General features: G+C 71.0%; 20 protein-coding genes. 6 read left to right on the plus strand and 14 right to left on the minus strand.

Going from position 1 to position 23,214, the window contains the following annotated elements; all coding sequences use genetic code 11:
• Positions 1–29: 29 nt before the first annotated feature.
• Positions 30–3,167 (plus strand): ATP-binding protein, encoded by a 3,138-nt coding sequence (locus LX16_RS05845; RefSeq protein ID WP_147134227.1) that lies wholly within the window; start codon positions 30–32, stop codon positions 3,165–3,167.
• On the opposite strand, the gene LX16_RS05850 is transcribed toward LX16_RS05845, so the two are convergent.
• From LX16_RS05850 to LX16_RS05875, 6 genes are all read right to left on the minus strand, one after another.
• Positions 3,151–3,891 (minus strand): ABC transporter permease, encoded by a 741-nt coding sequence (locus tag LX16_RS05850; RefSeq protein WP_147134230.1) that lies wholly within the window; start codon positions 3,889–3,891, stop codon positions 3,151–3,153. The genes LX16_RS05845 and LX16_RS05850 overlap by 17 nt on opposite strands.
• On the minus strand, positions 3,888–4,823 hold the full coding sequence (locus tag LX16_RS05855; protein ID WP_147134232.1) for an ATP-binding cassette domain-containing protein: 936 nt from the start codon (positions 4,821–4,823) through the stop codon (positions 3,888–3,890). The genes LX16_RS05850 and LX16_RS05855 overlap by 4 nt, the downstream gene beginning before the upstream one ends.
• Positions 4,824–5,039: 216 nt before the next feature.
• Positions 5,040–5,393: a hypothetical protein gene (locus LX16_RS05860; RefSeq protein ID WP_147134235.1), complete on the minus strand. Its 354-nt coding sequence runs from the start codon at positions 5,391–5,393 to the stop codon at positions 5,040–5,042.
• 246 nt (positions 5,394–5,639) lie between these two features.
• Positions 5,640–6,146, minus strand: coding sequence for a carboxymuconolactone decarboxylase family protein (locus LX16_RS05865; RefSeq protein WP_147134238.1), 507 nt, complete (start codon positions 6,144–6,146; stop codon positions 5,640–5,642).
• A gap of 97 nt (positions 6,147–6,243) precedes the next feature.
• On the minus strand, positions 6,244–7,656 hold the full coding sequence (locus tag LX16_RS05870) for an MFS transporter (RefSeq protein WP_211354303.1): 1,413 nt from the start codon (positions 7,654–7,656) through the stop codon (positions 6,244–6,246).
• Between the two features lie 9 nt (positions 7,657–7,665).
• Positions 7,666–8,814 carry a serine hydrolase domain-containing protein gene (locus LX16_RS05875; RefSeq protein ID WP_147134240.1) on the minus strand — a complete coding sequence of 383 codons (1,149 nt, stop codon included), beginning with the start codon at positions 8,812–8,814 and terminating at the stop codon, positions 7,666–7,668.
• A 136-nt stretch (positions 8,815–8,950) separates the two neighbouring features.
• On the opposite strand from LX16_RS05875, the gene LX16_RS05880 reads away from it, so the two are divergent.
• A complete protein-coding gene (locus LX16_RS05880) occupies positions 8,951–9,823 on the plus strand; it encodes a sigma-70 family RNA polymerase sigma factor (protein ID WP_147137094.1) in 873 nt (290 codons plus the stop codon).
• Positions 9,824–10,118: 295 nt separating this feature from the next.
• Here the strand turns inward: LX16_RS05880 and LX16_RS05885 are convergent, their stop codons facing one another.
• Positions 10,119–10,766, minus strand: coding sequence for a hypothetical protein (locus tag LX16_RS05885; RefSeq protein ID WP_147134243.1), 648 nt, complete (start codon positions 10,764–10,766; stop codon positions 10,119–10,121).
• Between the two features lie 132 nt (positions 10,767–10,898).
• Between LX16_RS05885 and LX16_RS05890 the strand changes: the two genes are divergently transcribed.
• Positions 10,899–11,555 (plus strand): maleylpyruvate isomerase N-terminal domain-containing protein, encoded by a 657-nt coding sequence (locus LX16_RS05890; RefSeq protein ID WP_147134246.1) that lies wholly within the window; start codon positions 10,899–10,901, stop codon positions 11,553–11,555.
• Between the two features lie 55 nt (positions 11,556–11,610).
• On the opposite strand, the gene LX16_RS05895 is transcribed toward LX16_RS05890, so the two are convergent.
• Entirely contained in the window at positions 11,611–12,882 is a 1,272-nt protein-coding gene (locus LX16_RS05895; RefSeq protein WP_147134249.1) for an MFS transporter, read from the minus strand.
• A gap of 79 nt (positions 12,883–12,961) precedes the next feature.
• Positions 12,962–13,369, minus strand: coding sequence for a VOC family protein (locus LX16_RS05900; protein WP_147134252.1), 408 nt, complete (start codon positions 13,367–13,369; stop codon positions 12,962–12,964).
• A 242-nt stretch (positions 13,370–13,611) separates the two neighbouring features.
• Between LX16_RS05900 and LX16_RS27875 the strand changes: the two genes are divergently transcribed.
• Together LX16_RS27875 and LX16_RS05910 are read left to right on the plus strand one after the other, a co-directional pair.
• A complete protein-coding gene (locus LX16_RS27875; protein ID WP_147134255.1) occupies positions 13,612–14,571 on the plus strand; it encodes a helix-turn-helix domain-containing protein in 960 nt (319 codons plus the stop codon).
• Between the two features lie 132 nt (positions 14,572–14,703).
• Positions 14,704–18,456, plus strand: a complete 3,753-nt coding sequence (locus LX16_RS05910; protein WP_147134258.1) for a S8 family serine peptidase — start codon at positions 14,704–14,706, stop codon at positions 18,454–18,456.
• A gap of 103 nt (positions 18,457–18,559) precedes the next feature.
• On the opposite strand, the gene LX16_RS05915 is transcribed toward LX16_RS05910, so the two are convergent.
• The 3 genes from LX16_RS05915 to LX16_RS05925 all read right to left on the minus strand — a co-directional run bounded on the left by LX16_RS05915 (position 18,560) and on the right by LX16_RS05925 (position 20,303).
• Positions 18,560–19,402, minus strand: a complete 843-nt coding sequence (locus tag LX16_RS05915) for a hypothetical protein (protein ID WP_147134261.1) — start codon at positions 19,400–19,402, stop codon at positions 18,560–18,562.
• A gap of 74 nt (positions 19,403–19,476) precedes the next feature.
• A complete protein-coding gene (locus LX16_RS05920) occupies positions 19,477–19,944 on the minus strand; it encodes an SRPBCC family protein (RefSeq protein WP_147134263.1) in 468 nt (155 codons plus the stop codon).
• Complete coding sequence (locus LX16_RS05925) at positions 19,941–20,303, minus strand: ArsR/SmtB family transcription factor (protein ID WP_170283846.1); 363 nt, start codon at positions 20,301–20,303, stop codon at positions 19,941–19,943. Before LX16_RS05925 ends, LX16_RS05920 begins: the two co-directional genes overlap by 4 nt.
• A gap of 272 nt (positions 20,304–20,575) precedes the next feature.
• On the opposite strand from LX16_RS05925, the gene LX16_RS05930 reads away from it, so the two are divergent.
• Positions 20,576–21,577 (plus strand): TerC/Alx family metal homeostasis membrane protein, encoded by a 1,002-nt coding sequence (locus tag LX16_RS05930; RefSeq protein ID WP_147134266.1) that lies wholly within the window; start codon positions 20,576–20,578, stop codon positions 21,575–21,577.
• A 119-nt stretch (positions 21,578–21,696) separates the two neighbouring features.
• Here the strand turns inward: LX16_RS05930 and LX16_RS05935 are convergent, their stop codons facing one another.
• Positions 21,697–22,467, minus strand: coding sequence for a carbon-nitrogen family hydrolase (locus tag LX16_RS05935; protein WP_147134269.1), 771 nt, complete (start codon positions 22,465–22,467; stop codon positions 21,697–21,699).
• A 248-nt stretch (positions 22,468–22,715) separates the two neighbouring features.
• Positions 22,716–23,138, minus strand: a complete 423-nt coding sequence (locus LX16_RS05940; RefSeq protein WP_211354304.1) for a hypothetical protein — start codon at positions 23,136–23,138, stop codon at positions 22,716–22,718.
• Positions 23,139–23,214 lie beyond the last annotated feature (76 nt).

Consider the following 23,214-nt stretch of genomic DNA (forward strand, 5'->3'; position numbering starts at 1 on the left):
ACCCCGCCCCGCGTGGCAAAATCGGCCGAGTGCGCATCGGGATACTCGGACCGTTCCAGGTTCGGACTGACGACGGCGGCACCGCCGACATACCGGGTGCCAGGCTGCGCGCACTGCTGACCGCCCTCGCGCTCCGGCCGGGTCACGTCGTGCCCAAGTCGACGCTGGTCGACTGGATCTGGGGCGCCAGCCCACCCTCCGACGCCGCCAACGCCCTGCAACGCCTGGTGTCCCGGCTGCGTAAGGCCCTGCCCGACGGCACCGTCGAGGGGCACCCGGACGGCTACCGCCTGGCGGTGGAACCCGACGACGTCGACGCCGTCCGGTTCGAACACCTCCTCTCCCAGGCCCGCGACGCGGAGAACCCGGTGCGGGCGGACCTGCTGCGGCAGGCCCTCGCGCTGTGGCGCGGCGACGCCCTCCAGGACGTGGGACCGCCCGACGACGCCGCCCGCGACGCGGTCACCACCCGGCTGGAACGACTGCGCCTCACCGCGCTGGAAGACCGGTTCGACGCCGAGATCGGTCTCGGCCGCGGCGCCGACACGGTGACCGAACTGACCGACCTGGTGGCCGCCCACCCGGTGCGGGAACGACTCGCCGCCGCCCTGATGCGCGCCCTCGCCGCGGCCGGCCGCGACAACGAGGCGCTCGCCGTGTACCAACGCACCAGGGAGGCGCTTGCCGACGCGCTCGGCGCCGACCCGTCGCCGGAACTCGCCGCCCTGCACGTCGCCCTGCTGCGAGGTGAGGCGGGTCCCCGGACGGAGCCGTCCAGGACCAACCTCCGCGCCGAGCTGACCAGCTACATCGGCAAGGAGGCGGACGTCGCCGCCGTCGCCGCGCTCGTCACCGCCCATCGGCTCACCACCCTGACCGGGCCGGGCGGCTCGGGGAAGACGAGGCTGGCCGCCGAGACGGCACGCACCCTCACGGACGACAGACCCGGCGGGATCCGGCTGGTGGAACTGGCCGCGATCGGCGCGGACGGCGACGTGACACAGGCGACACTGGCCGCGCTCGGGCTGCGGGACACACTGCTGGGCCAGACCTCCCCGACCGAACCGGTCGACCGGCTCGTCGCCGCGATCCGCGACCGTGAGCTACTCCTGATCCTCGACAACTGCGAGCACGTGATCGAGGCGGCCGCGGCACTCGCCCACCGACTCCTCGGGGACTGCCGGGGCCTGCGAATCCTGGCGACGAGCCGCGAACCGCTGGGTATCACCGGTGAGGCACTGTGGCCGGTCGCGCCCCTGGCCCTGCCCGGACCCGACGCCTCCGCCACCGAGATCGCCGCGGCGCCCGCCATCCGGCTGCTGTGGGACCGGGCGAGCGCGGTACGCCACGGCTTCACCGCCGACCCCGGCACGCTCGCCACCATGGCGCGGATCTGCCAGGCGCTCGACGGGATGCCGCTGGCGATCGAGCTCGCGGCGGCCAGGCTGCGCACCATGTCCGTGGGCCAACTCGCCACCCGACTCGACGACCGGTTCCGGCTGCTCACCGGCGGCAGCCGCACCGCCCTGCCCCGGCACAGGACGCTGCGGGCGATGGTCGACTGGAGCTGGGAACTGCTGTCGGACGCCGAACGGACCGTTCTGCGCCGTCTGTCGGTGTTCGCCGGCGGCGCGAGCCTGGAAGCCGCCGAACAGGTCTGCTCCGGAGACTCCGTCGCCCCCGAGCAGGTGCTGGAACTGCTCACCTCGCTGACCGAGAAGTCGCTGCTCGTGACCACCGGCGACGACGCGCCACGCCACCGGATGCTCGGCACGATCAAGGAGTACGCCGCGCAGCGCCTGGCCGAGGCCGGGGAGACCGAGACGATCCGCCGCGCGCACCTCGACTACTACACCGTGCTCACCGAGACCGCCGACCCGCACCTGCGTGGCGCCGAGCAGTTGACCTGGCTCGCCGTGCTCGCCGCCGAACACGACGACATCTCCGCGGCGATGCGCGGTGCACTGGCGGCGGGCGAGGCGCAACCGGCGATGCGGCTGGCGGCGGGCGCCGGGTGGTACTGGTGGTTCAGCGGCCACAAGACCGAGGGCGTCGAGCTGATCAACGCCGCCGCCGCCATGCCGGGCGAGGTGACCGACGAGACCCGGGCACTGGTGTACGGGCTGGTCGGGATGTTCGCCAGCTCGGGGCGCGCCGACGCGCGCGACGCGGCCGAGTGGATCCACCAGACGTACACGCTGCGGGAGCGCAGCCGGCGGCCGCATCCGTTGTTGGCCCTGGTCGTGCCGTTGGAACGGATCCTGCGGCGGCCCGGCGATTTCGTCACCGCGTGGGAACCGCTGCTGGACAACGAGGACCCGTGGATACGGGCACTCGCCCGGCTCCACATGGGTAAGTCACATGTGGTGCTGGGGGACGCCGGACACGAGGCCGACACGCACCTGCGGGCCGCACTCACCGAGTTCCGCGCGATCGGCGACCGCTTCGGCATCTCCTTCGCACTGACCGAACTCGCCGACCGGATCGCGGTGCGCGGCCGGTTCACGGAGGCCGGTGAGTGCTACGAACAGGCGATCGCGGTGGTGACCGAGGTCGGTTCGGTCGAGGACGTCATCCGGATGCGGGCCAGGCAGGCGCAACTCCACCGGTTGGCGGGCGACCCGGAGGCCGCCGCGGCCGCCATGGCCGAGGCCGAACGACAGGCCGCACAGGTGACCTGGCTCGAATCCCTCGTGGAACTGGCCTTCGCGAAGGCGGACCTGGCGCGCTGGGACGGCGACGCGGAGGAGGCGCGCAGGCAGCTCACCGCGGCGATGACGATGCTCGGCGACCAGGCGCGGCAGCCCGGGATCCAGGTGGTCAACCACCACCTGCTGGGCTGCCTCGCCGACGACCTGGACGAGGCCCGGCGACACCACGCGGCCGCCTACCGGGCCGCCGCCGAGACCGGTTACGCGCCGACGCTCGCGCACGTGGTCGTCGGGATCGCCGACCTCGCCCTACGCCGCGACGACCCGGCACAGGCCGTCAGGTTGCTCACCGCCGCCACCGTCCTGCACGGGCTGCGGGACCGTTCCGACCCCGACGTGGATCGCGTCGAGGCGGCGGCACGACACCGCCTCGACGACACGGAGTTCGCCGAGGCGGTGCGGGAGGGCGGGACGACCCCGCCGGATGAACTGGTGGCCGTCACGCTCGCTTCTTGAACGTCGCGCTCGCCCACAGGTAACCGATCAGTGCGATGCCGACGCACCACGCGACGGCGGCGACCACGTCACCGGTCTGAGGCGCGCCGTTCAACAGGCCGCGCAGGCTCTCGATGATCGGCGTGAACGGCTGGTACCGCGCGAACTCACGGAGCCCGGCACCCATCATCTCCGCCGGGACCAGCGCGCTGCTGAAGAACGGCAGCATGACCATCGGTACGGCGGCCATCCCGGCGTTCTCCGGCGACTTGGCCGCCATCCCCAGCGCGATCGTGATCCAGCTCGCGGCCAGGCCGAGCAGCAGGATCATTCCCGCGACGCCGAGCCAGTCGAGCAGACCGGCCGCCGGGGCGAAGCCCATGGCCAGTGCCACCCCGACGAGGGCGGCGTTGGCGACCAGGTTCGTCGCCACACCGGTGATGACGTGTCCGTTGAGGACGGCGTCCCGGGAGACGTCCATGACCTTGAACCGGTTGATGATCCCCTTGGTCATGTCGGAGTTCACGGCCGTCGCGGTGGCGCCGAGTCCATAACAGACGGCCATGATCATCAGACCCGGTGTCGCGTAGTCGACGTAGTCGACGCCGACACTGAACGCGTCGCCGAACATGTACACGAACATGACCAGCAACAGGATCGGCATGAGGATCGAGTTGAACAGCGACATCGGGTTACGTGCGATGTGGGTGAGGTTGCGGCGCAACATGACTGTCGAGTGGTTCATTTCGCGGGCTCCGTGGTGTGGCCGGTCAGGGCGAGGAAGACGTCGTCGAGGTCGGGGGTGTGGACGGAGAACTCCTCGGCGGCGAGCGAGTTCCCGTCGAGCCTGTCCAGCAGGGCGCGCAGCGACCTCGTCCCGGTGTCGCCCGGGATCCGCAGCGCCAGCGCCTCGTCGTCCCGGGTGGATCCGGGGAACAGGACCGCGGCGGCGGTGAGGTCGGCGGAGGAGGCGAACCGCAGCCGCACGTGCGTTCCGGGGATGCGGCGTTTCAACTCGTCCGGTGTGCCCTGTGCGACGATCCGGCCCTGGTCGAGCACCGCGATCCGGTCCGCGAGCTGGTCGGCCTCCTCCAGGTACTGCGTGGTGAGGAAGATCGTCACGCCGTCGGCCACCAGGTCACGGATGATCGTCCACATGGTACGCCGGCTGCGCGGGTCCAGACCCGTGGTCGGCTCGTCGAGGAAGATGACGCGGGGCTCCCCGACCAGGGTCATCGCCAGGTCGAGCTTCCGCCGCATCCCACCGGAGTAGGTCGAGACGGGCTTGCCCGCCGCCTCCGTGAGGTCGAACCGTTCCAACAGGTCGTCGATGATCCGTCGGCCGCGGCCGGTCTTCGGGCCGAGGTCCACCATGAGTCGCAGGTTCTCCCGGCCGGTCAACAGCTCGTCCACCGCCGCGAACTGCCCGGTGACACCGATCGCCGCCCGTACCGACCTGGCATCGGTCCGGGCGTCGTGCCCGGCCACACGGACGGTGCCGCCGTCCGCCGTCACCAGCGTGCTCAGCACGTTCACCGTCGTCGTCTTGCCGGCGCCGTTGGGGCCCAGGAGGGAGAAGATCGTGCCGGCTCGGACGTCCAGGTCGATGCCGTCGAGCACCACCTTGTCCTTGTACGCCTTGCGCAGTCCGGAGACCGCTATCGCTGAAGTCGTCATGCGGGCAACTGTCGCCCCCGCCGCTGACACCAGGCTGACGCCACCCTGACACGGCGGCTGACACGCCCGGAGCCCGGCGACGGCGGCCCGTTCCGGGTGGCGACTCAGGCGCCGAACCCGCCGGATTCGTCCGGATGCCGCCGCCCGGCGCCGAGACGACGGCGGCCCGGTAGCGGCCCCACCGCCGGGCTTCGTGGTTCCTCGGGGTGTGGGGCTTCAGGGCTTCGTGGTGAGGAGGATGAAGAGTACGCCCAGGAGTCCGATGAACATGGCGACCACACCCGCGATCACCGCGTTCCTCCCCTCCCGGCGCTTGCGCACGGGGACGGTGGGTTCGGGGAGCGGAGGATGGCCGATCCGGATCCAGCCCTTGCGTTCCAGCTCGTAGAACTTGTGCCACAGTTCGGCCCCGTCGTCGATGTCGAGTGTCACGACGGCGGCGTCGTGGCCGGTCTTGTACATCTCCCACCGCCAGTCGCCGTCCGGAAGCCGCGAGATGACGTTCCGGATGCCGGACTCGTGAGTCCACATACCGGTGAGGTCGGGGAATCGGGCGTCGGGGGTCTCCATGACGGCACCGTAACGACCCGGCACCACCCGCCCGCACCCCACCACCCCGCCCCGCCTCTTTCCGCCTCCCCCTTCCGCTTGGTCCCCGCCCCGTCGCGCTTGGTCCCCGCCCCGTCGCGCTTGGTCCCCGCCGTTGCGGATCCGTACGCCTGAAATGCGGCATACGTACCGTTATGTCTGGCAATGGCGGGGACCAAGCGCACAACGGCGGGGACCAAGCGGTTCAAGGGGGAGGGAGGGGAGGGGTCAGGCGCGCCACTGCTCCGCCGGCGGCCGGCCGGGGAGGGGGCGACCGATGAGCGCCAACGGGATGAAGAACGACACCTGCCCGATCGCCATGGCCAGCGTCGCGATCCCCTTGTCGTCGTAGTGCCGGGCCGCCTCCGCGTACAGCGCGTCGGTCACCCGCTCGCCGGGGACGCCCGGGATCAGGACCGCCTCCACGAGCGCCAACGCGACCCGTTCGGCGTCGGTGAAGTACGGGGCGTCCCGCCAGGACGCCACGGCGGTGATGCGTTCCTCGGTCTCGCCGGCCTGCCGCAGGTTCCCGGTGTGCAGGACCGTCAGGTAGGTGTTGCCGACGATCTGTCCGGCCCGCAGTTGCACGAGGCCGATCGTCGTACGCGGGACGGCGCCGTTGCCGACGGCCTTGAACAGTGCGGCACCGACCTCGTTCAGTTCGGGGACGAGCGCGCCCGGGTTCGGCAGGCGGGACTCGGCGTCGTCTCGGCGGATCGTCGCGGTGGTGTTCACGTGTGGTGTTCCCTTCTCGTCGTTCGGTTTCGTTTCTCTGACGACCGGGAGTGGGGCGAGGTGACCGGGACGCCGGTGACCCGCCCCACTCCCGGTCTCACGGATTCGCGTCCCGCCGCGGCAGGAGCACCGCCGCGGCGAGGACCGCGACCAGGTAGAAGCCGCCCGCTCCGAGCATCCCGGCGGCGTAGCCCTCGGTGAGGGCGGTGGCCGGCGCGGTCCCCGGCGGTTGCGCGGCGGTGGTGGACACCGCGATCCCGGCGAGCACGGCCAGGCCGAGCGCGCCTCCGACCTGTTGACTCGTGTTGATCAGTCCTGATGCGACACCCGAGTCCCTGGGTTCCACGCCCCGCACACCGCCGATCGTCGCGGCCACGAAACCGATGCCCAGACCGACACCCGCGACCAGCTGGGCCGGCAACAACACCAGCAGCGGGTTCTGGCCCGGGGTGAGTAGGCTGAACCAGCCCATACAGGCGGCGGCGGTCGCCATCCCGATCACCATGACGTTCCGGGTGGAGGTACGGGACTGCAGCCGCGGTCCGAGCACACCCGAACCGATGCCGATCCCGATCGCGAACGGCAGGTAGGCCAGGCCCGTCACGATGGGGGTGAACCGTTCGACGGACTGCATGTAGAGGGTCAGGAAGTAGAACGTCGCGAGCTGGCCGGCCCCCATGAGCAGCATGAGCAGATTCGCGCCGGATCTGGCCCGGTCCCACAGGACCCGCGCCGGCAGCATCGGACTACGCGACGCGCGCTGGATCGCCCAGAACGCACCGGACAGCACGACGGCCGCCGCACCGAATCCCATTACCGTTCCGTCGCCGAGACCGTGGGAGCCGGCCCGGTTGACGGCGTAGACCAGCGAGCCGAGGGCGAGGGTCACCGTGATCGCACCGGGAAGGTCGATTCCGCCGCGTTCCCGCGTCCCCGGTGAGAGGAAACCGGTACCGGCCAGGATCGCAAGGGCGATGGGGATGTTGACGAACATGATCCACTGCCAGCCGAACCACTCGGTGAGCGCGCCGCCCAGCAGCAGGCCGACCACTGAGCCCAGGCCGCCCATGGCTCCGTAGACGCCCAGCGCCCGGTTCCGCCGCGGCCCGGCGGGGAACGTGTCGGCGAGCAGCGACAGTGCCGCGGGCGCGACGATCGCCGCACCGACACCCTGCAGAACCCTCGCGGCGATGAGGACTCCGCCGTCGGTCGCCAGGCCGCCCAGCAGCGACGCCGCCGAGAACACCACCAGACCGACGCGGAACAGCCTGCGGCGGCCGAACAGGTCGCCCGCCCGGCCACCCGCCAACAGCAGTCCCCCGAACGCGAGCGCGTAGGCGGTGAGGACCCAGCCCAGGTCCGCGTCGGCCATGCCGAGACCGCGTCCGATGACGGGTAGCCCCACGGTGACGATCGTGCCGTCCATCACCATGAGGAGCTGCGCGGCGGCGATGACCGTCAGGGCCACACCGGGCGAACGCACGACGTCCTTCTCCGTCTGTGTATACAAGGGATACTCCTATCGGGACGTGACGGCGTCGTGGACGGCGGCGGCGAGCCGGTCGTGTTCGGGATACGACCAGCCGAATCCGAAACTGCGGCGGGTGTATCCGAAGGCGATGCCGCTGCGGGGGTCGGCGAAGGACTCCGATCCGGCGGAGCCGTCGTGTCCGAACGCCTTCGCGGACAGGAACGGGTAGCGCAGTCCCTTGGCCTGGAACCCGAGGGCGTAGGCGCCGTCCGGCCCGCGCACCAGATCGCCACCCACGCAGTGCAACTGCGAGAACTCGGCGACGGTCTCGGCTGACAGCAACGGCGGCGCACCGTCCACTCCCCACACCGCCGCCGCGTAGAGCCGCGCGAGCCCCCGCGCGCTTCCGACTCCACCGGCCGACGCCTGACCGTGCGCGCGTACCGATCGGGCGTTGGCGAAGGCGACCTGGTCCAGGGGCGGAGTCCCGTCGAGTCCGTAGCCGATCCCGGTGATGCTGTACGGCCCCGGCACGTTCCGCCAGAACGCGGCCTCCTGCTCCGGGGTCGCCGTCCACCGGCGGACGGGAAGGAAACGGGGCTCCTCCGATTCCGGCAACCCGAGGTGGAGGTCGAGGTCGTACGGGATGCGGACCCGTTCCTCATACACCTGTTGAAGGGTCTGCCCGGTGATGCGCCGGACCACTTCGGACAGCATCGCGAAGGTGACGAATCCGCCGTAGCCGTATCCGGTGCCGTGCCGCCAGAACGGGCGCTGTGGTGCCAGCCGCCGCGCGATCCCGGCGTCGTCCACCAGTTCCTCGGCGGTGAAGCCGTCGTCCACACCGATGAGACCGGAACGGTGGGTGAGCACGTCCCGCACCGTGATCGCGGACTTGCCGGCCGCCGCGAACTCCGGCCAGTGTGCGGCCACCGGCACGTCCAGGTCCAGGACGCCCTCCTGCGCCAGCAGCGCCGCCACCACGGTCGCGGCGCCCTTCGTGGACGAGTAGACGGCGGTGAGCGTGGTCCCGGTGGCCTCCGGACCCGCCCACAGGTCCACGACCGGGCGGCCGCGCAGGTACACCGCGAGCTGGGAGTCGACCGGCGCCTCATGCGCGGCGACGACCTCGGCGTACACGTCCCGGACTCCCGCGAAGCCGTCCTCGACGGTGCCGCGTACTTCTCTGTCGTTCATGATCGAGACCTTTCGTGGAGATGGTGACGTCATGACGGCCCGACGACCGGACAGGTGACCCGAAGCGGTGACGGTCACCTTCCGGGGACCCGGTTCGTCAGTGCTGCGGAACAGTCGAGATGAAGGGGACGTGCAGATGACACCGCAGGACTTCCTGGCCGCACGGTTCGAGGACCACCGTGGCCACTTGAGGGCCGTCGCGTACCGGATGCTGGGCTCGCTGACCGAGGCCGACGACGCCGTCCAGGAGGCGTGGCTGCGGCTCGCGCGCAGCGGTGCCGACGGGATCGACAACCTCGGGGGCTGGCTGACCACCGTCGTCGGCCGGGTGTGCCTGGACATGCTCCGCAGCCGGCGGCGACGAGGTGAGGAACCGTGGGACGACCGCCTGCCCGACCCGGTCGTCGCCCGGGAGGACGGCGGCGACCCGGAGCAGCAGGCGCTGCTCGCCGACTCGGTGGGGATGGCGCTGCTCGTGGTGCTGGAGTCGTTGAGTCCCGCCGAACGGCTCGCGTTCGTGCTGCACGACATGTTCGGTCTGCCGTTCGAGCAGATCGCCCCGATCGTCGACAGGTCACCCGCGACCGCGAAGAAGCTCGCCAGCCGGGCGCGCATCCGGGTGCGCGGCGAGGCGCCGACCCCGGATCCGGACCCGGCCGGTCAACGCCGGGTGGTGGACGCGTTCCTCGCGGCGGCACGCGGCGGCGACTTCGACGCGTTGCTGGCGGTGCTCGACCCCGAGGTGGTGTTGCGGGCCGACGGCGGTGTGCTCACCGGCGGTGTCCGGGTGGTTCAGGGCGCGGCGGCGGTCGCCGGGCGGCTGGACACCTTCCACCGGATGGCGACGGCGGCCGACACCCGTCCGGTGCTGGTCAACGGGGTCGCGGGCCTGGTGAACCGGGTCGACGGCGCGGTCTTCTCGGTCATGAGTTTCACCGTCGCGGACGGGAGAATCGCCGCCATCGACATCCTCTCCGACCCGGAAAGGCTCGCCCGGCTGAGCCTGTGACGGAACCGGCACCGGAACCCAGACTGGCGCCGGAATCGGCACCCGGCCCATCTCCCGAAACCGACCACCACCCCTACCCGCCCTCCCCTCTTATTCCGCTTGGTCCCCGCCAGGTCCTGCTTGGTCCCCGCTGCGAGAGACACACACGCGCGAAATGCGTGTTAGATACCTATATGTCTGGCAATGCCGGGGACCAAGCGCCACGGGGCGGGGACCGAGCGCACACCGGCGGGGACCGAGCGGTTCCGGGGGAAGATCGTCGAGAGAAGAGAGAGCGAAGGCCGAAGACCTCGGTTCAGGCCCGGCCGGACGGCGAACGGCGTTCCCGTGGCACGTTGTGTGGCAGCGGCGTGTCCGTGAACCGGTTCGCGGCCTCACGCAGTCGCTCCACGACGACACCGCCGGGGTAGCGACTGAAGAGTGCGTGATCGCCACGGTGGTAACAATCCCAGTAACTGACGGCCCGCGCCGCCACGGACGCGAAGAACTCCCGGTCTTCGGCGAGGAACCGGCCGTACGTCTCGGATCGGTCGCGCCACCATTCTGTTGTGGACACCACCGTCGCGATCATCCGGACGATCTCGATGACGTACTCCCCCACCGGACGGATCACGAACGGCGCCGCCCAGGGATGTTCGCAGTCGAGGATCCGCGCGAGACTGCGCTGCCGTACTCGACCGTCGTGATGCCGGGTGTACCAGCAGTCCAATATCGCGCGTTGGACGGATGAGAGCGACCGATACGCGGCTCGGTCCACTTCGTCGGGATACCAACGGTAGGGGAAACGCAGCTCCTCGCCCACCATCCGGAAGGTGACCACTCCGGCCGACATCCGGTACGGGTGCCACGCCGGCAGCACGGCCGCCACCGACGCGGCATCATCACGCAGTGCCGCGGGGAAGGCGGCCGTGACATCGGTCGTCGTGTTCGGGTAGTCGGTCACGGCAACACATTAGAGCCGCCGGGGACCGAGCGCACACCGGCGGGGACCGAGCGGTTCGGGAGCGGGTGGGAGGGTGCGGGAGCGCAGCGGTGCGCGGGGAGGGGGAAGGCGGTGGGCTGTTAGCGTGCGGCGGTGGAACTCTTCACGCGCTCCTGGGCGGCGTTGCGGGCGGCCGTCGCCGAACTGGACGACGAGGACTTCGCCCGGCCGTCCGGCTGCACCGGCTGGCTGGTGCGTGACCTGGTGTGCCACCTGGTGATCGACGCGCAGGACGTCCTGATAACCCTGGTGACCCCCAGCCAGGCGGCGACGACCCACGACGCGGCGGGGTACTGGAAGATCACCGGGACGCCGCCCACCGGCGACGATCCACTCGACGCACTGACCGTCCGGCTCGCCGCCGCGTACCGGGACCCGGCGCTGCTGAGGTTCCACCTCGACGACGTCGGTTCCGCCGCCGGGCGGGCGGCGGAGCTCGCCGACCCGGGGCTCCGCGTCGCCACCCAGGACATGGTGCTCACCGCGGGCGACTACCTGTCGGCCTACGTTCTGGAGTGGACACTCCATCACCTGGACCTGATCTCGCACCTGCCGGACTCGCAGCCCCCGGCCGCCGACGCGCTCGCCCATTCCCGACGGTTGCTGGAGTCAGCCACGGGCGTGACCTTCCCGGCGTCGTTGTCCGACTCGGACGTGTTGACGGTGGGTACCGGCCGGCGCGTACCGACCGGTGCGGAACGGGCCGCGCTCGGCGACCTCGCCGGCCGGCTGCCGTTCGTGGTCGGCTGACCGCCGGCGCCGCCCTCCGGCACACCGCATCCTCCGTCCATAGACGACGGAGCGCTCAGCCGTGCTCGCGCAACGGCGCGGGCAACCTCCCCGGTTCCGCGCGCGTCGTCCTGCGCCACAACAGGAGCAGGCACGCGATCACACCGAGTGCCACCGTCGCCAGCCCGGAGGCCCCGAGCGTCGCCCGGGGACCCCACGCCGCCGTCAGCGGTCCACCGAGCGCGGTACCGATGGGCGAGGCGGTGAGCAGGGCGGCGCTGCGGGCGGCCAGCATCGCCGCCAGGTGTCGCGGCGGCGACTTCTCCTGCATGAGGGTCACCGACAACGCGATGAACGGCCCGTACACGAGACCGCCCAGCGTGAACGCGGCGACGGTGACGAGCGTGGACGCGCCGAGCCCGAACGGCCACAGTGCCAGGCCCCAGAGGATGACGATGGCGACCGTCACCGGCCACAACGGCAGCCTCCGCAACGCGCCGACGGCCAGGCCGCCCAGTACCGCGCCGATCCCGAACAGCATCCAGTACGCGCCCAGCAGGGTCCCGGGCGCGTGGAGGTCCTCGGTCACGTGCAGCGGCAACGCGACCTCGACCGGCCCGTACAACAGGTTGAAGAACCACGTGAGCGCCAACAGGCCGAGCAGTTCGGGATGCGACCGCAGCAACGCGAAGCCACCGCGGGCGCCGGATCCGTCGACGGGCGCGGCGGCGCTCGGCGCCTCCGGCAGACGCAGCCGGACCACGACCACGGCCAGGAAGACGTAGGTCAGGGCGTCCAGGCCCAACACCAGCGCCGGGTCGATCCAGGTCACGAGCACCCCGGCGAGGGCGGGACCGGCGATCGTCGCAGCGAAGTTCAGGGTGGTGACGAGTGTGTTGGCGGCCAACCGGTCCTGCTCCGGAAGCAGCTCGGCCAGGAGGGTGTACTTTCCGGCGCTGCCCCAGGCGTGCAGCAGCGACGAGACCGCCAACAACGCCACGTACAACGGCAGGCTGAGCAGGCCGGTCAGCCAGGCGATCGGGACGAGGCCGAGAACCACGCCGCGCAGGACGTTGTCGGCCAACAGCAGCCGCCGGGCGGGCAGCCGTCGCAGTCGCCTACCGAACACCAGGGCACCCACCACGCCGGGAAGGGTGTAGGCGGCGACCGCGCCGCCTACCCAGAGCCCGGCCGTGTCCTCGGGCGCGAGGGAGATCGCGAGCCATGCGACGGCGACGAAGCTGATCCCGTCGCCGAGGTAGGAGACGCCGAAGCCGGTCAGCAGCCGCCGGAACACCCGGTTCCGCAGTACGGGACGGTATGCGGCGGGGACGAGACGTCGGAACATCGGGCTCCTCGTTCACGGGACGGGCACCGCCCGGGGCCGCACGGTGGGCGGTGCCCCCCGTGCGGCCCCGGGCCGGGGTTCAGGGACGGTTGATGCGGATCTGGTTGCCGGCCGGGTCGCGGAAGGCGCAGTCGCGCACCCCGTAAGGCTGGTCGGTGGGTTCCTGCACCACCTCGGCGCCCGCCGCCGCGACCCGTTCGAAGACGGAGTCGAGGTCCTGAGCCGACAGCACGAGGGTCGCGAAGGTCCCCTTGGCCATCATCTCCCGGATGACGCCGCGTTCGGCCTCGGTGACGCCCGGGTCGGCCTGCGGCGGATAGAGGACGACGGAGGTCTCCGGCTGGCCGGGCGGCCCGACGGTCAACCACCTCATGTCGCCGAAGGCGACGTCGTTGCGCACCTCGAAGCCGAGGACGTCACGGTAGAACGCCAGGGCGGCCTCTCCGTCGTCGTGTGGAAGGAACGAGTGGTGGATCTTCATCTCCATGCCCCCCACCGTATTGACGGGGACGGGGCGGGGGCTTCTCGATTCCTGACCGGTTCGTGCGGGGAGGGCCGGTGACCGTGACGGCGCGGGTACGGACGTCCGGGTGTCCTGTGGACAATACGGCGCGGCCGTCGTGACCAGCGGCGACGTGGGCGTCACCGCCGCCTCGGGTTGCAATGTGCCCGGTCACGATCGGTCCGGCGACGGGCGGGCGGCGACCCGTGTGACGCCATACTGGCGCGATGGCGCTGGAGGCTCTGGGACTGGACACGGCGCAGACCGCCGTGTACCGGGTCGTGGTGGAGCGCCGGGCGATGGCGGCGGCGGAGGCACTGGCGACGACCGGTCTGCCGGAGTCCCGGTTCACCGCGGCGGTCGACGGGCTGGTGGCGATCGGACTGCTGCACACCGACCCGTCGCGGCCGGGTCTGTTGATCGCGTCCCCACCGGACCTGACCGGTGTGACCCTGCTGTTGGAACGGAGCCGGGAACTGCATCGCGCCCGGGTCGCGTTGACCGAGTTGGCGGCGCGGTACCGGGACGCGCCGAACTACGCCGATCCGCTGGTGGAGGTGCTTCCGGGGCTGGAGGTGAGTCGTCGGCTGTCGGAGATCCAGAGTCAGGCGGAGCAGGAGGTCCTGATCGTGGACGCCCCGCCGTATCTGACGGTGGACGACTCGAACCCGGTCCAGATCGTCCAGATGCGGGCCGGGGTGACGTACCGGACGATCTACGACCGGTTGGCGTTGGCGGCGACGGGCGGGCTGGAACGCATCGCGAGGTTCGTCGACGCCGGGGAGCAGGCGAGGGTCATGGACCACACGCCCGCCAAGATGATGATCGTCGACCGCCGTTGGGCGATGCTGCCGCAGCAACGGCACATCGTGCTCAGTGAGTGCGGCAGCGTGCTGGTTCATCGTTCGCCGCTGCTGGACTCGCTGCTGGCACTGTTCGACGTGTTGTGGATGTCGGCGCTTCCCATGGCGGAGACCGGATCGGATCACATCCTTTCGGCGGAGGACAACCGCCTACTCGTCCTGCTGTTGACCGGTTTCACCGACGAGGCGATCTGCCGGCAGCTCGGCGTCGCCAAGCGCACGGTGGCGCGCCGGGTGAAGCAGCTCATGGCGCGGGCGGGAGCCGAGACCCGCATGCAGTTGGGCTTCCAGGCGGCCCGCCTGGGGTGGATCACCGCGCCGTGATCGCGGCGGCACCGCCGGCGTTCACCGTGGTGACATCTTCATGCCACTGGCAACGAGTTGCCAGTCGAATGTATTGAAGATCCTTCACGTCTCCTGAACGATCGAGCGGCAACCACCCCTCTAGGAGTCATGATGTCCCCTGTCCGACTACGGCGGAGGTTCGGCCTGTGCGCCGTCGCCGCCGTGATCACCGTGGCGGTGCTGCCCGTGCCCGCCACCGCCGATCCCGGGCCAGACCCGTCCGCCACCGACCCGGGCGACGTCGCCTGGCCGGCGAGCCTGCCCGACACCGCCGACGTCACCCTGGTGACCGGAGACCGGGTCGAGGTCCGCACCAACGCCGACGGCCGCACCGCCGTCACCGTCACCCCCGTGAACGGCTCCGGTGTCTTCCACACCAGGACCGACCCGGACGGCGAACTCTACGTCTACCCCGCCGACGTCGGCCGCCACGTCGCCGACGGCCTGCTCGACCCCGAACTGTTCAACGTGACCGGGCTGGTCCGGGACGGATACGACGACGCCGGGACCGACTCGGTGCCGGTCATCGTGGACTACCGGGGTGAACCGTCCGTGAAGACGCTGACGGCCCGCACCGCCGAACTGCCGGGTACCGAACCGGCGGCACCGCTGACGAGCCTCGGCGCGTCGGCGACCCGGGTGGAGAAGGACGACGCCGCCGACTTCTACGAGACGCTGACCGACGACTCCCGCGTCGAACGGGTCTGGCTGGACCGGAAGATCCGGATTCGACTCGACGACAGCGTGCCGCTGATCGGGGCGCCCGTCGCCTGGGAGAGCGGCCTGGACGGCACCGGCGTCACCGTCGCCGTCCTGGACACCGGTTACGACGTGAACCATCCCGACCTCGCCGACGCCGTCGTGGGAGCGAAGAGCTTCATCGAGGGTGAGACCGTTCAGGACGGCAACGGCCACGGCACCCACGTCGCCGGGACGGTCGCCGGATCCGGCGCCGCCTCGGACGGAACCCACACCGGCGTCGCCCCCGGGGCGGACCTGCTCATCGGGAAGGTCCTCGACGACACCGGCAGCGGCCTGCTCTCCGGTGCCGTCGTCGGTGCCGAGTGGGCGATCGCCCAGGGTGCCGACGTCATCAGCATGAGCCTGGGCGCCAAGACGGCGCACGCGTCCGACCCGATCAGCGAGGCCGTGGACGCCCTCTCCGAGGAGACCGGCGTGCTGTTCGTCATCGCGGCCGGCAACGAGGGCCAGAACATCCTCGGCAGTCCGGGCGTCGCCTCCCGCGCGCTCACCGTCGGAGCCACCGACGACCACGACGTCGTGGCGGACTTCTCCAGCCGCGGCCCACGCGCCGACGGCGTCCTCAAACCGGAGATCTCCGCACCGGGCGTCGGAATCGTCGCGCCGCGCGCCGCCGGAACGGCCATGGGCACCCCGGTGGACGAGTACTACACCAGCGCGAACGGTACGTCGATGGCCACGCCGCACGTGGCGGGCGCGGCGGCGATCCTGGCGCAGCAGCACCCCGAGTGGCGTGCCGGGGAACTCAAGGACGCCCTGGTGTCCACGTCCCGCACCCTGTGGGACCAGAGCCTCCACGACGTCGGATCGGGCCGGCTGGACGTCGCGGCGGCGGTGACCGCACAGGTCCACGCCACCGGTGTCGCCGAGTTCGGCACCGTCACCGTCGACGACGGCACGCGGGAGGAGACCGTCACCTACACCAACTCCGGTGACACGGACGTGACGCTCGACCTGTCGCTCGACATGGGCCGGGACCTCGAAGTGCTGCCGGGCGCCGTCTCGGTGTCGGCGGAGTCCGTCACGGTCCCCGCCGGTGGCACCGCCGAGGTGGTCGTCGGTCTCGACGCCACGTTGGACGAGTACGGCGTCTACGGCGGCAACCTCGTCGCGACCGGTGGCGACTCGGTGATCTCCACGGCGATCCACTACGTGAAGGAGGTGCCGCGTCAGGCCGTCACGGTCGAGGTCCTCAACCGGCGGGGTGAGGCCCCCACGGAGGCCGAGATCATCCTGTTCGAACTGACCGGCAAGGCCCGGGTGGCCGCGCAGGCGCAGCTGTTCGACGGCTCGGCGCACACGTTCCAGGTACCGGCGGGCGACTACGCGGTCGCCGTGAGGATCGTCCAGAAGGACCAGATCTTCGGGTTCGGCCAGGACACCGACTACTACTTCGAACCGGAGGTGCCCGTCACCGGGGACCTCACCCTCACCGCGGACGCCCGCGAGGCGGTCGACATCTCGGCGCGTGTCGAGGGTGAACGCCGGCGACTCCAGGGCGAGAGCATCGTGGTGCTCGGGCACCGTGAACGCGAGGACGGCGTCGGCGTGACCTTCGGGCACATCGCCTCCACCGCCGGCAGCGACGCGGTGTACGGCGCCATCCCGTCCCGGACGACGGCGGTGCACGGCACCTTCTCGTTCAGCGCCGACATCGGCCTGGCCACCCCCACCTACACCGGGGAACTACGGGTGGGCCGGGAACGCAGCACCCTCCCGCTGGTCACCGACCAACTGATGGACCGGTTCGACGGGAAGCGGCAGTACATCGCGATGCCGGTGGGCGCCGGTGAGGACGCCGACTACGAGGGCACGGACGTGACGGGTGCCCTGGTGGTGATCACGGCCGGTTTCGACATGGCCAAGGTGGACCGGGCGGCGGCCAACGGCGCGTCGGCGGTGATGTTCGCCCGTGACGACGACGCGGCGCCCCTGGACCTGCTGTACCTGGGCGCGGCGAAGATCCCGGTGCTGGGCGCCCCCTACGGCACCTCGGCCGCGCTGCGTGAGGCCGCCGCCACGGGGAGACCCTTCGGTGTCACCGTGGAGGGCCACCTCGACGAGTCGGTCGGCTACCTCGTCCCGTTGGACGTCTCCGGTGCCGTCCCCTCGGACCTGACCGTGGAGGTGGACAGGCGGGACTTCGCCGAACTGGAGAACGACGTCCGCGCGTCCGGCGACTCGCAGGTCACCGTCGAGGCCCTGCACACCTGGCGGGACGGACAGACCGACTCGTACCAGGTGACGACCTTCGGGTACGCCCCCTCGGAACGCTCCGAACACCTCTACGCCGCCGGGATGACCTACCAGCAGTACCTCGGGACGACGCTCTCGGCGGGGCCGAGCCTCTACGACGTGCCACGCGGATACCGTGCCGGGCACGAGTACGAGTCGGACTGGTTCCACGGGCCGCTGGTGCCGGGCGGTGATCCCGCGTCGGCGTGCGCGTTCTGCCGCACCGACGACACGATCGGCTTCGACGTCGTCCCGGTTACCGACGGCGACACCGGCCACTTCGGATCCGCGCCCACCTCGGTCACGTATCACCGGGACGGCGTGCAGGTGCCCGGAGTGGAGTCGCTCGCCGTCCCGGGAACCGCCGAGTACCGGGTGGACGCCGTGACGGTGCCCTACACCTCACCGGCGGCGCCGTTGTGGACGCGGATCGACACCTCCTGGACCTTCGTCTCCGGCGCCCCCGGGACCGGCACGATCGACGGTTGCGGAGAGGTGTTCGAAGACCCGGCGGGTTGCGCGGCCCTGCCGGTGATCCTCACCGGTTTCGACATGGACCTCGACGCGCACAACTCGGCACGGGCCGACAAGCGGTTCCGGTTCGACCTGCTGACCGACCGCGCGGCCGGTTTCACCGGTGACCCCGACGTCGCCGGCGTCTCCGTCGAGGTGTCCTATGACGACGGTGAGACCTGGGTCGGAGCCGACAAGGTGAAGCACGACCGCCGGGGCGGCGAGCACGCCGTCACGGTGGCCCACCCGGACGTCTCCGCCACGAACGGATTCGTGTCGCTGCGGATCGCCGTCTGGGACGACGCGGGCAACCGCACCGAACAGACCGTCATCCGGGCGTACGCGCTGCGCTGACGTTCCATCGCTCCACCGTTCCACCGCGCCGACCGGGATACCGTCCCGGTCGGCGCGGTCGTGCCGGGCGACGCGGGGAGGCCGAAGTCATGCCCCGGCGCGCTCAGGGCCGGGAGGTCCGCGCGCCGGTGATCAGGTGCCGGCTCAGCCGGAATCCGGGATGACGCCCGGCCGTGATCGTCTCCCGGACCGTCCACACCAGTCTCGGGCTGCTCCAGGACTGCGACGGCTTGTTCAACGCGAACCCGCCTCCGAGTGTCACGGCCGCGTGCGCCGCCAGGCCGGTGGCGTCTCGCCACACCAGCACCACCCCGGGCTCGGCGTCCCGGCCGGGACCGGCGACCGGAACGGTCCGCGCGGCGATCCACCGCTCGAACGGGTCCTGGAACATCCACACCGACTCCGCGCCGGGGACGCCGGCGGCCGCCATCACGGTGCCGAAGCAGTTCGGGCCGGATCCGGCCGCGAAGGTCCCGGCGAGCCGGGCCGCCTCCGGCAGCACGGGTGCGGCGGGCACCCACACGGCGGGCGGCACCTCGCGGTGGCGGCTAGCCGCGACCCCGGACTCCACGTACGCCCGGACCGGTCCGTTCCCCACCCGGCCCAGCAGTGACGGCCACCAGGGGAACCGCGCGCCGGAGGCGGGAATCCCGTCGGGCAGGTCGCGTCGCCGCCCGAAGGAGGCGCGGTCGTCCAGCAACACCCGCCGGGCACGGGGGTCGACGCGGTAGTACGACGGCTCGTCGAGCCAGATCCATTCACCGCCGTACATATGGAACGTGTCGCGCACCTCCGCCGATGCCACCGACCGGTGCCCGGGCGGCAACGCCGAGGCGAGTTCCTCCGACAGACCACCGACCCGGAACGGCTGCACCGGGGGCGCGAACCATCGGGACCAGGCGGCGAGAAGGTCGTCGGAGACGGCGATACCCAGCACGTGCGGCATCCGGTGACGGTAACCGACTGCCCGATTCCGCGCCGGTGACCGGGGTGGCGCCGGAGGCCGGCGCCACGGTCCGGTCAGCCTGCCACGCGGGTGAAGGCCGTCATCGTGCCGGCCCAGCCGCCGGCGGAGTCGAAGACCTCGTACATGGCGTCCGCCCGGTCGCCGAAGCGTTCGAGGTGGCGGTGGGCAAGTGTCACCAGGCAGCCGCCGTCCGGTTCGGGGGTGAAGTGCAACTCGACGAGGGTCTCGAAGTCGGGGTCGTACCGCCATTCGGCGGTGATCTGCCAGGTCAGGACGAGCCGGTGCGGCGGCGCCCACTCGACCACCCGGCCCCAGCGGCACTCCACGCCGTCCTCGCCGCGTTCGTACCAGCGCCCGCCGACGTGGGGTTCCACGACGACGGCGGCCTGGGGGCTGTCGCCGATCGAGTGGTCCCGGGGCCAGAAGTCCGCCATCCGTTCGGTGAAGAGCGCGAAGGCCTTCGCCGGTTCGCACGGCACACGGACGCTACGGCGCACGGTCATCTCGGTGGTCTCGGTCATGAGGGGTTCCCTTCTGTCGGGTGCGGGCCGGGTTCGTCCCGGCCGGCTGATGCGGCGTGGGTCTCCTCGGCGAGGTCCGCGAAGCGGTGCAACACGATTCCCCAGAAGCCGTCGAGGTAGTCGCGCAGTGCCCGCAGCCCGGCCGGATCGACGCGGTAGATGCGGCGGGTCCCGGCGACGTGCTCGCTGACGAGCCGGGCGTCCTTGAGGACGCGGAGGTGCTGGGACACCGCGGGGCGCGATATCGGCATCCGGGCGGCGAGCACCCCGACCGGCGACTCCTGCTCCGCGAGGTGTTCGAGGATGAGACGCCTGCTCGCGTCGCCCAGGGCGTCCAGTACCACGTCGGCCGTCACCATAACGGTAAGTCTACACGAACGGTAAGTCTGGACGAACCATCGGGGCGGGCCCGAGATTCCTCGAAACCCTCCCGACCTGCGGTTTCGCCCACTCGAACGGGGGCCGCAGCCGCCACGGCGGTTGTGATCGGGCGCCCATCCGCCTACACTGGCGGGCGAGGGGAGTACTTTCTCGGGCCTACTCGGTCAGTACGGCACCCATGTGTGACCCCGGGAGGCCGCCCGAGATCTCTCGGGTGAAGGAGACCTCGAACCGAGTTCGAGGAGTCTTCATGTCTTATTCCACCGCCCAGGCGGCGGAGACCACGTCCATCGCGTCACCGCTGCTGTGGGGCGTCAGCATCGCGGCCCTGCTCGCGCTGATCGCTCTCGACTTCGTGGTGACCCACAAGCCGCACCGGGTGTCCACCCGCGAGGCGATCGGGTGGAGCGTCTTCTACCTGGCGTTGCCGATGTTGTTCACGCTGTGGCTGTGGACGGCGTACGGCGGCGGCGTGGGCCTCGACTTCCTGACCGGTTTCGTGGTCGAGAAGTCCCTGTCGGTCGACAACCTGTTCGTCTTCATGCTGCTGCTCAGCGGGTTCGCCGTACCACTGGAACTGCGTCAGCGGGTCCTGCTGTTCGGCATCGTCGGCGCCATAGCCCTGCGCGGCGTCTTCATCGCCGCGGGCGCGGCCGTCCTGGAGGCCGGCACCTGGGCCTTCCTCCTCTTCGGGGTGATCCTGCTGGTCTCGGCGGCCAAGATGCTGCACGGCGCGATCACCGGCGGCGATCAGCAGAAGGACGTGCATCAGTTCCGTTCGGTGCGGATGTTGCGCCGCCTGACCCCGGTCACCGACGACTACCGGGGGTCCCGGCTCACGGTCCTGGAGAACGGGCGGCGGGCGTTGACGCCGCTGGCGGTGGTGGTGGTGGCCGTGTTCGCCGCCGACATCGTCTTCGCGGTGGACTCCGTACCGGCCGTCTACGGCATCACCGCCGACCCGTACCTGGTCCTGATGACCAACGCGTTCGCCCTGCTGGGCCTGCGCGCCCTGTACTTCGTCCTGGAGACCACGCTGGCGAAGCTGCGCCACCTCAACCACGGTCTGTCGATCATCCTGGCGTTCATCGGCGTGAAGCTGGTGCTGCACTGGGCGCACGGTTTCTGGCCGCAGGTCCCGGAGATCCCGACGCCCGTCTCGCTCGGCGTGATCGTGGCCGTGTTGGGCGTGGTCACCGCGACGAGCCTGACCTCCCGGCGCCGGGAGACGACACGAGTGGGGAGCCGATGATGATCATCGCGATTCTGGAAGTGGTGGCATGGGTGATCGTGGTGGTGTCACTCGCGATCTCCTGCCTGGTACTGATGAACTGCCGACCGCCACGGGGACGCCCCAGGTGAGGTGGCCGGTCAGGACCCCCGCCGGTCGCGCAGTGCCGGGAAGTCGTCCCGGTACCGCGCGACCGTGGCGGGGTCCACCTCCTCCGTCAGGACGGTCTCGGTCTCGGCGGCCTTGACGAGGACTCGGCCCGCCGGGTCGACGATCTGGCTGTCGCCGGCGTAGTCGAGGCCGGAGGGTTCGGCGCCGACCCGGTTGACGCCGACCACGTACGCCTGGTTCTCGATGGCCCTCGCGGCGAGCAGGGTGTTCCAGTGGTTCCGGCGCGCCCTCGGCCAGTTGGCGATGACGACGTAGCAGTCGGTGTGGTCGGCCAGCCGCCAGAACCAGTCGGCGAACCGCAGGTCGTAGCAGATGAAGAGGCTGACCGAGAGACCGTCGACGTCGACGGTGAGGGTCTCCGCGCCCGGCGAGTAGTGCCGGTCCTCCCCCGCGTGACTGAACGGGTGGAGCTTCTCGTAGCGGTGGACGCCGCCGTCGGGGGCGACGACCAGGCCGGTGTTGGTGGGAAGGGCCGCGCCCGGCGCGCGTTGCGGCACGGAGGCGATCAGCCACACGTCCAGCCGCCGCGCCAGGTCCACGAGGAAGCGTTCGCTGTCGCCGCCGGGCGGCTCGGCGATCCGGTCGGCGGTGGCTATCGCGAAGCCGGTGGAGTACATCTCCGCCAGCACGACGACTCGGGCGCCGGAGGCCGCGGCCTCGGCGATCACGGGTTCCAGCCGCCGCCGGTTCTCCTCCGGTCGCTCCCAGAGGATGTCGTGCTGCACTGCGGCGATCTTCACGTGGCGACCCTTCGTTGCGTCGGTGGCCGTGGCCGGCGTGACGAGGATATCCGCGTCGCACCGGCCGATGCCGAAGACGGCCTCAGAGGCCGTCTTCGGTCCTCGGTCGTCGCGAACGGTGTTCCTGTCGAGTGCATTCGCAAGGCGGAGGAGTCCCCGCGTACCGGTGTTGTACGCGGAGACTCCGACAACGCCGCGAGGTGCCGACCGGGCGAAGCGCAGCAGAACAGCAGGATCGAAGACGGCCTCTAGTGCCGCCCGCGCAGCATGACGACGAGCATCAACGGCAGCATGGCCAGGTGGCCGAGCAGGTCCAGGGTGCCCGCGGAGATGAGACCGAGCCACAGCGCCGGGAACAGCGGTACGGCGGGCGCGAACATGGCGGCGGACATCTCCAGGCCGGCGCGCCACGAGTGGCCCCGCAGTCGCATCCACAGGACCATGCCCACGGACATGTCGAGGGCCGCTTTGAGGAAGGCCACCTCGGTGAGGTCGAGGAAGGCGGGCCTGCCGCCGGCGAGGGCGGCCAGCGCGTCGGTGGCGGCGCCCAGCAGGAACATCCCGGCGACCATGGCCAGGATCATCTCCAGGTAGTGGCCGAGGAAGCGGAGGTCGCGGTACCACGGCCGGGCGGCGTGGGACTCGGTGGTGGAGGGTTCGGTGCCGGTCATCGTGGACTCCTCGCTGCGCTCCCACACCGACGCGCGGGTCGCGTCGTACGGGGTGGGGGTATCTGATGGAGTCCAC

It is taken from the genome of Stackebrandtia albiflava (assembly GCF_007994225.1).
In the GTDB taxonomy this organism is placed as follows: Bacteria; Actinomycetota; Actinomycetes; order Mycobacteriales; family Micromonosporaceae; genus Stackebrandtia; species Stackebrandtia albiflava.